10 protein-coding genes are annotated in these 13,250 nt (G+C 72.4%); 2 read left to right on the top strand and 8 right to left on the bottom strand.

From position 1 onward, the window contains the following. Positions 1 to 4 precede the first annotated feature (4 nt). The 7 genes from ACIOJD_RS15140 to ACIOJD_RS15110 form a co-directional block, all read right to left on the bottom strand. Positions 5 to 1,861: an FAD/NAD(P)-binding protein gene (locus ACIOJD_RS15140; RefSeq protein WP_401912931.1), complete on the bottom strand. Its 1,857-nt coding sequence runs from the start codon at positions 1,859 to 1,861 to the stop codon at positions 5 to 7. 23 nt (positions 1,862 to 1,884) lie between these two features. Then, positions 1,885 to 2,925 carry a dipeptidase gene (locus tag ACIOJD_RS15135; RefSeq protein WP_401912929.1) on the bottom strand — a complete coding sequence of 347 codons (1,041 nt, stop codon included), beginning with the start codon at positions 2,923 to 2,925 and terminating at the stop codon, positions 1,885 to 1,887. Between the two features lie 67 nt (positions 2,926 to 2,992). After that, the gene (locus ACIOJD_RS15130; protein ID WP_401912927.1) at positions 2,993 to 3,793 is read right to left on the bottom strand and encodes an ABC transporter permease; all 801 of its coding nucleotides are present in this window, start codon (positions 3,791 to 3,793) and stop codon (positions 2,993 to 2,995) included. Continuing rightward, the gene (locus ACIOJD_RS15125) at positions 3,790 to 4,734 is read right to left on the bottom strand and encodes an ABC transporter permease (protein ID WP_401912924.1); all 945 of its coding nucleotides are present in this window, start codon (positions 4,732 to 4,734) and stop codon (positions 3,790 to 3,792) included. Before ACIOJD_RS15125 ends, ACIOJD_RS15130 begins: the two co-directional genes overlap by 4 nt. Further along, positions 4,731 to 5,975 (bottom strand): ABC transporter ATP-binding protein, encoded by a 1,245-nt coding sequence (locus ACIOJD_RS15120; RefSeq protein WP_401912922.1) that lies wholly within the window; start codon positions 5,973 to 5,975, stop codon positions 4,731 to 4,733. Before ACIOJD_RS15120 ends, ACIOJD_RS15125 begins: the two co-directional genes overlap by 4 nt. Continuing rightward, entirely contained in the window at positions 5,968 to 7,056 is a 1,089-nt protein-coding gene (locus ACIOJD_RS15115; protein WP_401912919.1) for an ABC transporter substrate-binding protein, read from the bottom strand. Before ACIOJD_RS15115 ends, ACIOJD_RS15120 begins: the two co-directional genes overlap by 8 nt. 74 nt (positions 7,057 to 7,130) lie before the next feature. Further along, positions 7,131 to 8,492 (bottom strand): peroxidase-related enzyme, encoded by a 1,362-nt coding sequence (locus tag ACIOJD_RS15110; protein ID WP_401912916.1) that lies wholly within the window; start codon positions 8,490 to 8,492, stop codon positions 7,131 to 7,133. A gap of 427 nt (positions 8,493 to 8,919) precedes the next feature. Here ACIOJD_RS15110 and ACIOJD_RS15105 point away from each other — a divergent pair, with 427 nt between their 5' ends. Continuing rightward, positions 8,920 to 9,690, top strand: a complete 771-nt coding sequence (locus tag ACIOJD_RS15105) for a GntR family transcriptional regulator (RefSeq protein WP_401912913.1) — start codon at positions 8,920 to 8,922, stop codon at positions 9,688 to 9,690. Between the two features lie 103 nt (positions 9,691 to 9,793). Next, on the top strand, positions 9,794 to 12,217 hold the full coding sequence (locus ACIOJD_RS15100) for a zinc-dependent metalloprotease (protein ID WP_401912910.1): 2,424 nt from the start codon (positions 9,794 to 9,796) through the stop codon (positions 12,215 to 12,217). 66 nt (positions 12,218 to 12,283) lie between these two features. On the opposite strand, the gene ACIOJD_RS15095 is transcribed toward ACIOJD_RS15100, so the two are convergent. After that, the gene (locus tag ACIOJD_RS15095; protein ID WP_401912908.1) at positions 12,284 to 13,204 is read right to left on the bottom strand and encodes an AEC family transporter; all 921 of its coding nucleotides are present in this window, start codon (positions 13,202 to 13,204) and stop codon (positions 12,284 to 12,286) included. Between the last annotated feature and the right edge of the window lie 46 nt (positions 13,205 to 13,250).

Here is a 13,250-nt window from a genome sequence, read left to right as displayed (position 1 = left end):
CCGGTCACGGCCGGTCGGCGGCCGCCTTCAGGGCCGAGCGGGCGATCGTGTCGGCCTGCCGGAACATCTCCGCGTCGGCGCGCGTCCGCGCTCCGATCGCCGTGTTCCACTGCACGCCCTCGATCGGGATGCCGACCGCGAACAGGTGCGGATGGGGTTCTCCGGTGGCGTCGCGCACCCGGAGACCGGTGGGGGACACATCCAGGGCGCCCGTCGCCGTGACGCCGTCTCCCGAGCCCGCCGTGTGCGGGCGGGCCAGGCCCGAGGTGACCAGTGCGCGCAGCAAGGGGTCGGCGGTCGTGGCGAGATCGGCGCCCGGCAGCCAGGCGTCGAGCAGCGCCCGTGCCGTCGCCGGAGGTCCTTCCGTGGTCGGGGAGTCGGCGACGAAGCGGCCCGCTTCCGTGTCGACGGTGACCGTCGGCCGCGCGCCCACGAACTCGACGACGCCCGCCTCGTGCAGGGCGATCAGCTCGGCGATCCTGCTCGCGGGCGGGCCGCTGGCGACGTGGGCCCCGAAGGACCGGAACCAGGACAGTTCGCGGTACGAGGGCCCGGTCAGCACCCCCGCGGCGACGACACGCCGTACCTGCCCCTTCACCGCGGCGACCGCGGCTGCGGCGGCCCCCAGCGGGTCCCGCTCCGGCGCGCGGGCCGCCGCCAGGTCGGCGCGCAGCCGGGCCCGTATCCACGTTCCGAGATCCGCCCGGTCGGCGAACACCCGGCCCTCCAGGGGCCGGTCGAGGGCAAGCGGATCGAAGCGGTCGGCCGGGCCCTGCGCGAGCAGTTCCGCCCACTCGTCCGATCCGTGCTCGGCCGCCGCGTACCGCGCCAGGAACGTGTCGGCGGGCAGCCGTACGGCGTCGGGGCGTACGGCGAGGAGCCTCCCGTACCAGGCCGCGCCGGCCTCCTTCGCGATCAGTGGCCACACCTCGGCCATGAATCCGACCGTGCCCGGCTCCCGGGCGGTCAGCCGCTGGACCGCCGCCTCGTCGAAGAAGCGGAGCCGGTGGCCGGCCGGCATACGGCCCGGCGCCTGGTGCCGCGCCAGGTAGGGCACGCCCCGGCCGGATCCGGCGAGGATCTTCGGCTCACGGCCGGAGCGCAGGTACCGCAGGCGGCCGTCCCGGCCGTCCGGCTCGAAGCGGCCGCCGCGTCCGGCGGTGAGCAGTGCCAGCTGGTCGAAGAAGTTGAGCGCGAGGCCCCGCACCAGAACGGGCTCGCCCGGGGGCAGGGAATCGAGCCCGGCTTCGTGGGCCTGGCCCGGGGGAAGGTGCCTGAGCCCGTACCGGCCCGCCGCCTCGGTGAGTTGACGCCCGTCGGGCGTCGGCCGCTGGTCGGTGTGGCCGGTGGCGAGGACCACCGCGTCGGCCGGCAGGGCGGTCCCGTCGGCGAGACACAGCCTCAGCCGGCCGTCGGGGGCCTTCTCCAGCGCGACGGCGCGTGTCGGATGCCGGACGATCCGGACGCCCGGGGCGGCGGTCCGGATGATCCGCTCGTGGGACCAGGCCAGGTAGCGGCCCATCAGCGCACGGGGCGGATGCTGCCACGGCGCGAGGCCGGGCGCGTTGTCGCGCGCCCACTCCATGAAGGCGGGGCCGGTGGTCGCCGGGCCCGCCATCCGTACGGTGTCGTCGGGGAAGGCGGTGGCGTGCCCGGCGAGGGTGTTCATGAGCAGGTGCTCCGGCTGACCGGGATCCCAGACCCGGCCGGCGCCGGGCGGGTGCGGATCCACGAGGTGCAGTTCGGCCGGGATGCCCGCCCAGGGCCCTTCGGGGCCGAGGTTCGCCGTGAGCCGTTCCAGTACGGCCGTACCGCGCGGCCCGGCACCGACGACAGCGATGGTCACCGCGGGCGTGCTCATGGCGTCCGTCACCGGGTGCGGGCTCACTCTCCCGCGTCCCAGATGTCCGCCAGGACCCGGTGCATGTTGCCGCCGAGGACCTTGCCGATGTCCTCGGCGGTGTAGCCGCGGCCGACCAGCAGCTCGGTGATGAGGGGCAGGTCGGCGGGGGTGCCGAGGCCCTCGGGGTGGATGCGGTCGAGGTCGAGGTCCTCACCGACGATGGGGATCTCCGGGTAGAGACGGCGCACGCGCGCCATGCCCTCGCGGGAGTACTTGCGCTCGTCGCCGACGTCCGTGCCGACGATGACGTGGTCGATGCCGACCAGTTCGACCAGGTAGTCGATGTTGTCGGCGAAGACCTCGGCGCCCGGACGGCGGGTGAGGCCGTTGGGGGTGAGGAACCCGGACTTGGCGGCCAGGCCGAACACACCGCCGCGCGCGGCCAGTTCGCGTACCACCTCATCGCTCTTGTTGCGCGGGCTGTCGACGAAGTGGGTGAGGCCCGCGTGGGTCACGAGGACCGGCTTCTCGGAGACCTCGATGGTCTCCAGGGTGGAGCGCTCGCCGGTGTGCGACAGGTCGAGGGCGACGCCCAGCCGGTTGCACTCCCTGACGAGGGAACGGCCGAAGCGGCTCAGGCCGCCGTTGGCGCTCTCGCCGCTGCCGTCACCGGCGTAGTTGCGGTTCTGGTAGGTCAACCCCATGAAGCGCAGGCCCAGTTGGTACAACGTCTCCAGCCGCCACAGGTCCTCCCCCACCGGCTTGCTGTCCTCGAATCCGGCGAACCACGCCACGCTGCCGCTCGCCTTGGCACGGGCGACGTCCGCCAGTCCGTAGGCCTGGAAGACCCTGCCACCGGTCTGGGCCAGGCGCCGCTGCCAGCCGACGATTCCGGCGGCCGCCGCGTCGTAGTCCTGCGAGATGGAGACCGCGTGGTTGATCGCCGTGACTCCGGAGACGGCGAGCTTGCCGAGGTACGTCTCGTCCGCCCAGGAAAGCGGGGTGCAGTCGAGCCCGTTGAAGACGACGTTGTCGCGGTGCAGGGCGGTGGGGTCGAGGGGCTGCGCCGGGGTGACGGACACGGTGGTTCTCCTTGGAACGGGTGGGGCGGAGGGGGTGGCGGGGACTGGAATCAGCCGCAACGCGAGGTCAGCCGGAACGCAGGCTGCGGCGCAGGCCGAGGCCGCGTTCGACGAGGATGACGACGACGACGGACAGGAGCACCAGGAGGACCGAGAGCGAGGCCACGGACGGATCGCTGCGGTACTCGACGTACTGGAGCACGGCCACCGGCAGCGGCACGGTGTTCTGCCCGGAGACGAACAGCGAGATCACGGTCTCGTCGAAGGACAGCAGGAAGGCGATGATGCCGCCGGAGAAGAGACCGGGTCTGATGGTCGGCAGTGTGATCCGCCGGAAGGTCGTGAACCCGCTCGCGCCGAGCGTCCGGGCGGCCTCCTCGGCCCGTGGGTCGGCGGACACCAGGGAGGCGGAGACCGTCCGTACGACATAGGGCACGGTCACCCCCAGGTGGGCCAGGATCAGGCCCCAGTAGGTGTCGGTGAGCGGGATCGGCGCCAGGATCAGCAGCAGCGCGAGCCCGAGCACGATGTGCGGTACCAGGAGGGGCGAGAGGAAGACCGCTTCGAGGGCGCTCCGGCCCCGGAATCGCAGTCTGGTCAGCGCGAGCGCGGCCGGTACGCCGGTCACGACGGCCAGCAGCGCGGTCGCCGCGGCCGTGATGCCGCTGACCCGGAATCCCTCGCGGAAGGCGTCGTTGGCGAAGACCTGCCGGTAGGCGTCGAGGCTGAAGCCCTCGGGCGGGAAGCGCAGATAGGTCGAGGTGTCGAAGGACTCCACGAGCACGATGAGGATGGGGGCGAGCAGGAACAGGTACAGGACGGTGAGGACGACGGCCCACACGGCCCGGGTCCGGCGGGGCGTGTTCATGATCGTGCCTCCCGCGGTCCGGTGAAGCGGGCTTCGAGAACCCGCTGGGCCCACAGATAGAGGGCGATGACCACACCGAACACGGCGAGCAGCAGCACCGAGAGCACCGCCGCCACCGGCCAGTCGAGTGCGGTGATGGCCTGGTCGTAGATCTCGGTGGCCAGGACGAAGACACGGCCGCCGCCGATGAGCCGGGGGGTGACATAGCCGCTGAGGCTGAGGACGAACACCAGCAGGGCGGCGGTGAGCACACCGGGCAGGGTGAGCGGCAGGACGACCCGGCGGAACACCGTACGGCGGGGCGCGCCCAGCGACGCGGCCGCGTGCTCCAGCGCCGGATCGAGCCGCCCGAATCCGCTGATCATCGCGAGGATGGCGAAGGGCATGTAGATCTCTGTCGAGGCGATGACGACACCGGTGAGGTTGTTGGCCAGGTGCAGCGGGCTGTCGATCAGTCCGGCGCTGTCCAGCGTCTTGTTGATGACCCCCTGGGTGCCGAGGATCGCCATCCAGCCGAAGGTGCGCGCGACGGAGGAGATCAGCAGCGGAGCGACGGCGAGCGCGACGAGCAGGCTGCGCCACCGGCTGGTGGTACGGGACAGGAACAGGGCCACCGGGTACGAGACGAGGAGGGTGAAGAAGGTGACGAGGACGCCGAGTTCGAGCGTCTGGCCGATGACGTTCCAGTAGTGGGCGCTGGCGAGCACGTCGGCGAAGGTGCCGAGCGAGACGGTCTGGAGGATGGTGCCGCCCTCGCCCGACTCGTTGAGCGACATGCGCAGGACCCAGACCAGCGGCAGCGCGTACGTCAGCAGCAGCGCCAGCAGTCCGGGCACCAGGAGTGCCAGTGCCAGGCGGGCGTCCCCGCGCCGACGTGGTGACACCTGGTCGGTCTTCGCCGGTACGGAGGGAGCCTTCTCGGGTACGGGCTCCGCCGTCATGACGGGCTCTCCCCGGCGGAATCGGAGCTGGAATCGGAGGCGGAACCGGCGGACACCAGCCGGGGTGCCTCCGGGTCCCAGGAGAGCTGAACCCGGGCGCCCGGACCGAACGACTCCTGTGTGCCGGTGGGGCGTTCGACGTCCAGCACGGGGCCTTCGTCGCCGACGCGCACCCGGTAGGCCACCGTCTCGCCCGCGTACCCCGCGGACAGTACGGTGCCCCGTGCTCCCCCGCCGCTGCCGGGTGTCGCGGGAGCGAGGGCGATGCGGTGCGGACGCAGCATCACCGTGGCCGTACGGCCCTGATCCACGCCGTCCCCGGCGGCGGAAACCCTTCCGAGACCGGGCAGTTCGACCAGGGTCCGGTCCCCGTCGTGGGCCCCTGCCGTGCCGTCGAGCAGGTTGGCGCGGCCCACGAACCGCGCGACGAAGGGGCGCGCCGGACGCTCGTAGATGTCCTCGGGGGTGCCCACCTGCTCGATCCGGCCCTGGTTCATGACGGCGACGCCGTCGGCCATGGACAGCGCTTCCTGCTGGTCGTGGGTGACGAAGACGGTGGTGACGCCCGTCTCGCGCTGGATCCGGCAGATCTCGTCGCGCATCGCGGAGCGCAGTTGCGCGTCCAGGTTCGACAGCGGTTCGTCGAGGAGGAGCACGGCCGGTTCCACGACGAGCGCGCGGGCGAGCGCGACGCGCTGCTGCTGTCCGCCGGAGAGCCGGCCGATCCGGCGGCCCGCGAGGTGGCCGAGGCGTACCAGGCTCAGCGCGTCGTCCACCCGGCGCTTGACGTCCGCCTTGGGGATCTTCCGCATCTCCAGCCCGAACGCGATGTTGCGGGCCACGTCCAGGTGCGGGAAGAGCGCGTACGACTGGAAGACCACACCCATGTCGCGGCGGTGCGGCGGCGCGTCCGTGATGTCGTGGCCGTCGACCCGTACGCGCCCCGACGAGGGCGCGACGAGGCCGGCGATCATGCGCAGCGTGGTCGACTTGCCGCAGCCCGAGGGGCCGAGGACGGCGAGCATCCGGCCGCGTTCCACGGCGAGGTCGACGCCGCGCACGGCGGCGCCGTCCTTGCCGGGGTACACCTTGGCGAGTCCGTCGAGCACCAGGTGCCCGGGGCCACCGTCCCGGGGCGCCGTGCCGTCCGCCGCCGGGCCGTTCCTCACCGGGCCGTTCTTCACCGGGCCGTCCTTCACCGAGCCGTCCTTCGCTGTGTCGCGTACCGACGTGTCAGCCACCGATGACCTCCTGCTTGATGCGGTCGACCCAGGCCATGTAGCGGGTGGTGAGCCAGTTCCAGTCGACGGGGATCTGGTGCTTCTGCTGCTCGTCGGAGGCCGTGGTGCGGTTCTTGGTGTCGGGGGCGAGCCGGACGTCCTTGTTGACGGGCGCGTAGTACGCCTCGTCGTCGAACGCCTTCTGCGCCTGCGCGCCGATCGCGTAGTCGATGAACTTCTGCGCGGCGGCGGTGTGCTGGGAGTTGTTGACCAGGTTGATGGTGTTGACCTGGGTGACCGTGCCCTCCTTGGGGAGGACGGGCCGTACGACTCCGTCCGACGTGTTCTTGTAGTACTGGCCGCGGGCGTTCCAGCCGACGGCGACATCCGCGTCGCCCGACTGGATCGCGGTGTAGACATCGGGCGAGGGCTGCCAGGTCTGGACGGACGGCGACAGCTGCTTGAGCTTGGCGATCGCCGGGTCGATGTCCTTCTTGTAGTCGCCGTGGAGGATCTTCTCCAGGGCGATGATCAGGGCGACGCCACGGGTGTCCGCGACGGGCATCGCCAGCTTGCCCTTGTACCGCGCGTTCCAGAGGTCGTTCCAACTGGTCGGCGCCTTCTTGACGTTCTCGGAGTTGTAGAGGATCGAGAGGCTGTCGAACGTGACGGCGGGGCCGTGGCCCGTCCTGCTCTTCGCGGTGTCGACGAGATGCGCGAGGTTGGGCACCTTCGACGCGTCGAGCGGGGCGAACAGTTCCTCCTTGTTGGCCGTCGGCGCCACGGAGCTGTCCATCAGGGCGACGTCGGCGACGGGGCGGGACTTGCTCGCGCGCAGCTTGGCCAGCACCTCGGAGGAGTTCTGGATGGGCACGTACTTGACCGTGATGTCCGGGTTCGCCTTCTCGAAGGGCTTGATCACCGTTTTGGTGAAGGCGTCCTGGAAGGTGCCGTAGAACCCCATGAAGGTGACGGTCTGCTTGCCGCCCGCGTCGCCCGAGGAGCCGGACGGCGAGGTGGCGGTGGAGGAGCAGGCCGTCGCCAGCAGGGCGGTGGCGGTCAGTACGGCGGCGGAGGTGAGGATGGGGCGCGGGGAAGGCATGACGGTCTCCGGTCGGACGGGATCGGGGGGAGCACAGGCACGGGGCGACGTCGGGCCGGAGACCACGGGGACGGCTACGCGTCGCCTGTCCGTGGGGCCCGGCCCGACGTCCTGCTACAGGACTCCCGTGCGTCGTCGCGCGGAATTCCGGCGTCCGGCTGCCGCACGGAGCGTGCGTCGCCGAGGGTCAGCATCAGACGGTTGGCCCAGCCGAAGAGGGCGACGGCGTGCACCAGATCCGTGAGTTCGGCGTCGTCCAGCCCGGCCGCGCGGAGCGCGTCGATGTCGTCGGCGCCACCCCTGGGCGGGGTGTGGGTCTGGGCCTGAGCGAAGCGGGCGATGGCCCGGCCGCGCGGGGCGTCGGCGCGCGCGTCCTCGGCGAACGCTTCGCCTCCCTCGCGCAGGACGCTCAGGGCGGCCGCTTCGTCACGGGACAGCTGCGCGTACTTCCGGGCGTGCACGGAGGCGCAGTAGACGCAGCCGTTGGCCCGGGAGACCAGCAGGGTGGCCAGTTCGCGCTCGGCCCTCGGCAGTCCGCCCCGGCCGTACATGACGGCGTTGTAGATGTGCGTCCTGTGGTCGAGCGCTGCCGGGTCGTGCAGGAGCGTGCGGTAGTACGCGGACGCCGTCGACAGAGTGGCGTGCGCGTCGATGACGGACTGCTGCTCGGCGGTGAGCGCGTCGGCGTCGACGGCCGGGATCCTCGGGTGCCAGTTCAGCTGGTCCAGGGTGAAGCCGTCCGCCTCCGGTGCCAGCGGTGCGGCGGGAAGCGGAGCGGGCTCCTGCGGGGTCTCGGCCGCCGGGCCGCCGGCCAGCAGGTCGAGCCCGGAGACGACGCGGGCCTCGTACGAGACGAAGGCGCAGATCTGCGCGAGGGCGACGACGGCCGGTGCGTCCAGGCCCTGCGCGGTCAGGTCGCGCAGGATGTCCGGGCCGGTCCGGCCGGGGGCGAGGGTGACGCGGTCGGTGAAGTCGAGAACGGCGGCGGTCAGCGCGGGTGTCGGCGTCACGGCTCGGGAAGCCGGTGCCACGGCTTCGGCGGCCGGTGCGGGTGCCGCGTACGTGGCCACGGCGTCCTCCGTGACCACGCTGTCTTCCGTGGTCTCGGCGTGCTCCGTGGTCTCGGCGTGCTCCGTGGTCACGGCGTGCTCCGTGGTCACGGCGTGCTCCGTGGTCACGGCGTGCTCCGTGGTCACGGCGTGCTCCGTGGTCACGGCGTCTTCCGTGGTCACGCCGCCCGCGCTCGCCGCGTCGGCGCCCAGGGCCCGGTACCGCGCGGCGAGCCGGGGCTGCCCCGTCCGCTCCGCGGCGCGGACCGCGGCCGCGATCCGCAGTTCGGCGGTGAGAAGCCCCGGGTGGGCCGGTGTGAGCAGGACGCGGCGGGCCTGCGCCGTGTGCTCGCTCAGCCCGGCGCGCTGTCGCGTGCTCTCGCCCATCGCCGGTCCTCCTCCCCGCATGGCCTGTCGGTCGCCATGTTCACCGTGGTCGTCGCGTCGTCGCCGCTCGTCGCCGCGTGGCCGCCGCGTCCGGCAGGCAAGACACCGGTTCCCGCCTGCCGGAAGTGAAAGCTAGCCCTGTGCGGCGGCCTCGCGCAAAGGCTTCTTCTCCCGCAAAAGGGCTGCTCACGGGGTCCGCGACGTGGCATCAGGGGCCTGCGTCGGCGGGCCCCTGATGCAACAACCTCCGGTGCGGTGGTGGCAGACTGCGCGGGAAAGCGGATTGCCGGGCTCACCTGTTGCATCAGGTGCCCGGCAAGCCATCCGGAAGATCCGTTCCGGGTACTCCCCCACGAGTTCCGGCGGGCTCCGGCCTCGCGGAAAATTTCTCACGGACCGAGACGTTGTCCAGAAGGTGAGACATGTGATGGCGGTCGCGGCGTATCGGGCGGTGGCGGACGACCTCCGGCGGCGTATCGAGCAGGGCGAGTTCACCCCGGGCGACCTCCTCCCTTCGCGCGCCGAACTCGCCCGGAGCTATGGCGTCGGGATGAACGTCGCCGCCGCGGCGACCCGCGCCCTCGCCGCTGAGGGGCTGGTCAAGGGCCAGGTGGGGCTCGGCGTGTCCGTACGGGAGCGGCCCTCGTCCCGGACCATGGCCCGGTCATGGACCCACGAACGCCTCCAGGGCCGGCTCGCGGTGACGGGCGGCGGCCGGGATGTCCCGGATGACGACGGCCGTTCGGTCCGCGGAACTCCCCGTTCCACCACCGGGGAGGCACCGGAGGAAATCGCCCGGCGGCTCGCGGTGCCCGCCGCCGAGCCGGTGATCCGCAGCGAGTACCTGATCTCCCGGGACGGCAGGCCCGCCATGCTCTGTGTCAGCTGGGAGCCGCTCGGCATCACCGGAGGCACCCCCGTGTCGCTCCCCGGCGCCGGTCCCATGGCGGGCAGCAGTGTCGTGGCCCGTATGTCGTACATCGGCTTCCGCATCACCCGCTCGACCGAGACCGTCACGGCGCGCACCGCGACCCGCGAGGAGGCGGACGCGCTCGATCTGACGCCCGGCGCACCCGTCGCCGCCATCGAGCGCACCTACTACGCGGAGGAACGGCCCCTGGAGACCGCGGACCTCGTCGTGCCGGGCGAGCGTTTCCGCCTCGCGTACGAGATTCCCGCCGAGCCCGCCGACGGCTGAGGAACGCCGCGAACAGCGGAGAACACCGCCCGTCCGGGCACCTCTGCCCTGGACGTACCATCTGCTTCTCCGGTTTACGATCCCAGAGAGAAGCGAGTCCGGCGTGAGCGACCAGTCCCCGGCACGGATGCCCGACGCGACCCCGGACTTTCTCGAACTGTGTACGGACACACCTGGGGACGGTTCGCGTACGGGTTCGCAAGAGCCGGGTACGGACGGACAGGGTCCGGACCGGTCGGGTACGGACACGGCCCCCGCCGGCCACCGGCTCCTGCTCGGCATCAGGCGGTTCGGTGAGCCCTTCCTCCTCATGGCCGCCCTGTCGCACGGAGCGGGTTCCAGCGTTCTCGGGCTCGACCGGGGCAAGGCGGGAAAGGTCAAGGTCGCCGAGTTCCGGCGGATCTCGGGGCGGGTCCTGCTGGTTCTGCGCAACAAGCACCACCTGGCCACCGGCGACGCCGCGGCCGTCCGCGCGGGCGCGGAGTCGTTCGCCGTGTCGGTGGTGTGGAGTGCCCCGGTGCTGGGCGAGCGCGACGGCGCCGTGATCGTCGACGCGTCCGGCCTGGCCCTCACCGACTTCCACGGTGCGGCGGAAGATCTGCGGGAGCGGGAACAGGGCGCGTACGAGGTCGACCCGGCCGCGAGCTTCCCGCTGGTGGAGGAGGCGCGGACCGGCCCCGGCGGCACCCGGCTGCCCGCGCTGCTCACCCTGCGCGGCGCCTCCCCCGGCCCGGCGCTCCGGGCCGTGGTGCCCGCACCGCACGCGCTCACCGTGGTCCAGCAGCTCCATCTCGTCCCGCTGCCCGACCCTCCGCTGCCCGCGCGCCGCTACCATCCCGCCTCCGGCGGATACGGCATCGGCCACGACGACCACGGCAACGGGACGAGCACCGGCACCGCGGTGAGGTTCCAGCCCCGCTTCCGGCTCGAACCCGTCGATCCCGCCGCCCCGGCCGGGCCCGTACGCGAACCGATCGTCTTCTACGTCGACCCCGCCGTCCCCGAACCCGTGCGCACCGCCGTCGTCGAGGGCGGCAACTGGTGGCAGGACGCCTTCGAGCGGGCCGGGTTCCCCGGGGCGTACCGCGTCGAGGTGGCCCCCGAAGGCCTCGACGACAATGACCTCGGCGTCAACTCCGTACGGTGGGTGCACCGTGACGGCCGTGGCTGGTCGCACGGCCAGGGGCTCACCGACCCCCGCACCGGGGAGATCGTCTGCGGACGGGTACGGCTCGGCTCGCAGCGCGTCGAACAGATCACCGCGCTCGCCGAGGCACTGCACGCCCCCTACGGCAAGGCGGACGAGCGGGAGCGCCTGGCCGCCGTCGAGGACCTGGTGCTGAGCAGGATGCGGCAGCTGGCGGCCCACGAGATCGGTCACGCGCTCGGTTTCATGCACAACTTCGCCAGTACGCATCATCCGCGTCCCTCGGTGATGGACTATCCGCATCCCCGTGTCCGCGTCGCACCGGGCGGCGGCATCGACTCCTCGGACGCCTACGCCCGAGGGCTCGGCCCCTGGGACCACTTCCTGGTCGCCCACGCCTACGGCCGCTTCCCGGGCGAGGACGAGGAGGCCGCGCTGGCGCGCCTGCGGAGCGAGGCCGCCGGACAGGGGCTCCTCTACGTCACCGACGAGGACGCGCGCGATCCCGGGGCGGCGCACGCGGACGCCGTCGTCTGGGTCTCGCCCGTGCCGGACGCGTTCGCCGCGCTGGACGAGGCACTGGCCGTCCGGCGCACAGCGCTCAAGGGCTTCTCGCGCGCGGTACTCCCGCCCGGCCGGCAGACCGGGGAACTGGAGCGGCGCGCGGTGCTGCTCCAGCTCTACCACCGTTCCCAACTGACCGCCGTCGCCCGGCTGATCGGCGGTGCACGGTACGCGTACGGGCTCGCCGGAGAGGACGGCACCGGCACGGTGCCCGTCGAGGCGGCGGCCCAGCACCGGGCGCTGGCGCGGCTGTCGGAGCTGCTGCGCGCCGAACACCTCGCCCTGCCCACGCATGTCCTGGACGCGCTCACCCCACCGGCCATCCGTTACGGGCGGACCTCCGAGTACTTCGACACCCGGGCCGGGCACGTCTTCGATCCCTTCGCCGCGGTGGAGGCGACGGCGGCGCTCGTGACGCGGGAGCTGCTCGATCCGGCCCGGCTCAACCGGCTGGGCTGGCAGCACGCGGTGGATCCCTCCGTACCGGCTCCCGGCGCCGTGGTGGACGCGCTGCTGACCACGGTATGGCGCCGGAGCGATCCCGTACCGGCCGATGTCGTGGCCGCGGAGGCCGTGCGGGAGACCGCGGGCTGGGTGGTGCTCCGCGCCACACTGGACGTGCTCAGGAGCGATCGCCTGCACGGCGCCGTACGGGTGGCGATCGGCGGACGGCTCGGGCGGCTGGCCGAAGAGCTGCGCGAGGGAGAGGTTCCGGAGCGCGAGGCGGCCCGGACCATCGGCGCGTTCCTGGCCGGCGACGACTCGGCGGGGCGCCTCGGCCAGGAGCCGCGTATCCCGCCCGGCGCCCCCATCTGACCGGGGCTCGGCCACACCGGCGGTGCGGGGGCGTGAGTGTCGCCCCCCCTCCCCCGCCCTGCGGCCTCAGCCGAGCAGCGCCGCCACCGCCACCAGTCCCGGTACGCACAACATCGTGGACAGCAGGACCGACTCCCGCGCGAGGCGCTCGGCGACCCGGTAACGCGAGGCGTACGTATAGAGGTTCTGGGCGGCGGGCAGGGCCGAGGTGACGACGACGTCGAGCAGGGCCGCGCCGTGAAGAGCGAAGACCCAGACGCCCAGCATCCAGGCCACGGCGGGCTGGCCCACCGACTTCAGGGCGGCGGAGAGCAGAACGGGGTGGCGGTCGGGGCCACGGCCCGGCAGGGCGCTGCCGTGCAGAGATATGCCGAAGGCCAGCAGTACGGCGGGGACCGACATGTTCCCGATCAGGACCAGCGGCTCCAGAACGGGTCCCGGCACCGTCCAGCCCGTGGCCGCCACCGCGACACCGCACAGGGAACTGGCCGCGACCGGGTTGCGCAGCGGTGTGACGACGCGCTGCCACACCGGACGCTTCTCGCCCGGCCCCGACAGGTCGAGCACGGTCAGGGCGATGGGCGTGACCACTATCTGCTGGAACAGCAGGACCGGAGCCACCAGTGACGCGTCGCCCAGGACGTACACGGCGATCGGGATTCCGAGGTTCCCGGAGTTGACGTAACTGGAGCACAACGCCCCGATCGTGGTGGTCCCCACGCTCCAGCGGCGGACCACGGCGACCGCCACGAATATTCCGGCGGCGGCCGCCGTGCTGAGCGCCGTGATCAGCAGTCGGCTGGAGAGGACCACCGACAGATCCGCCCGCGCGAGTGTGGTGAACAGCAGCGCCGGGGTGGCCACATGGAAGGCGAGTTTGGTGAGTACCTCACGCCCGTTGTCACCGAGATAGCGGCGCCGGCCGATCAGATAGCCGACACCGATGACGACCGCGATGACGGCGAATCCGGTCAGTACCCCGCGCACCGCACGCTCCGGTCACTGGGGGGTACGGGAAGGGGCGTGGATAGAT

Source organism: Streptomyces sp. NPDC088116 (genome assembly GCF_044741745.1).
Lineage (GTDB): Bacteria > Actinomycetota > Actinomycetes > Streptomycetales > Streptomycetaceae > Streptomyces.
This window is presented reverse-complemented; position numbering and strand designations above follow the sequence as displayed.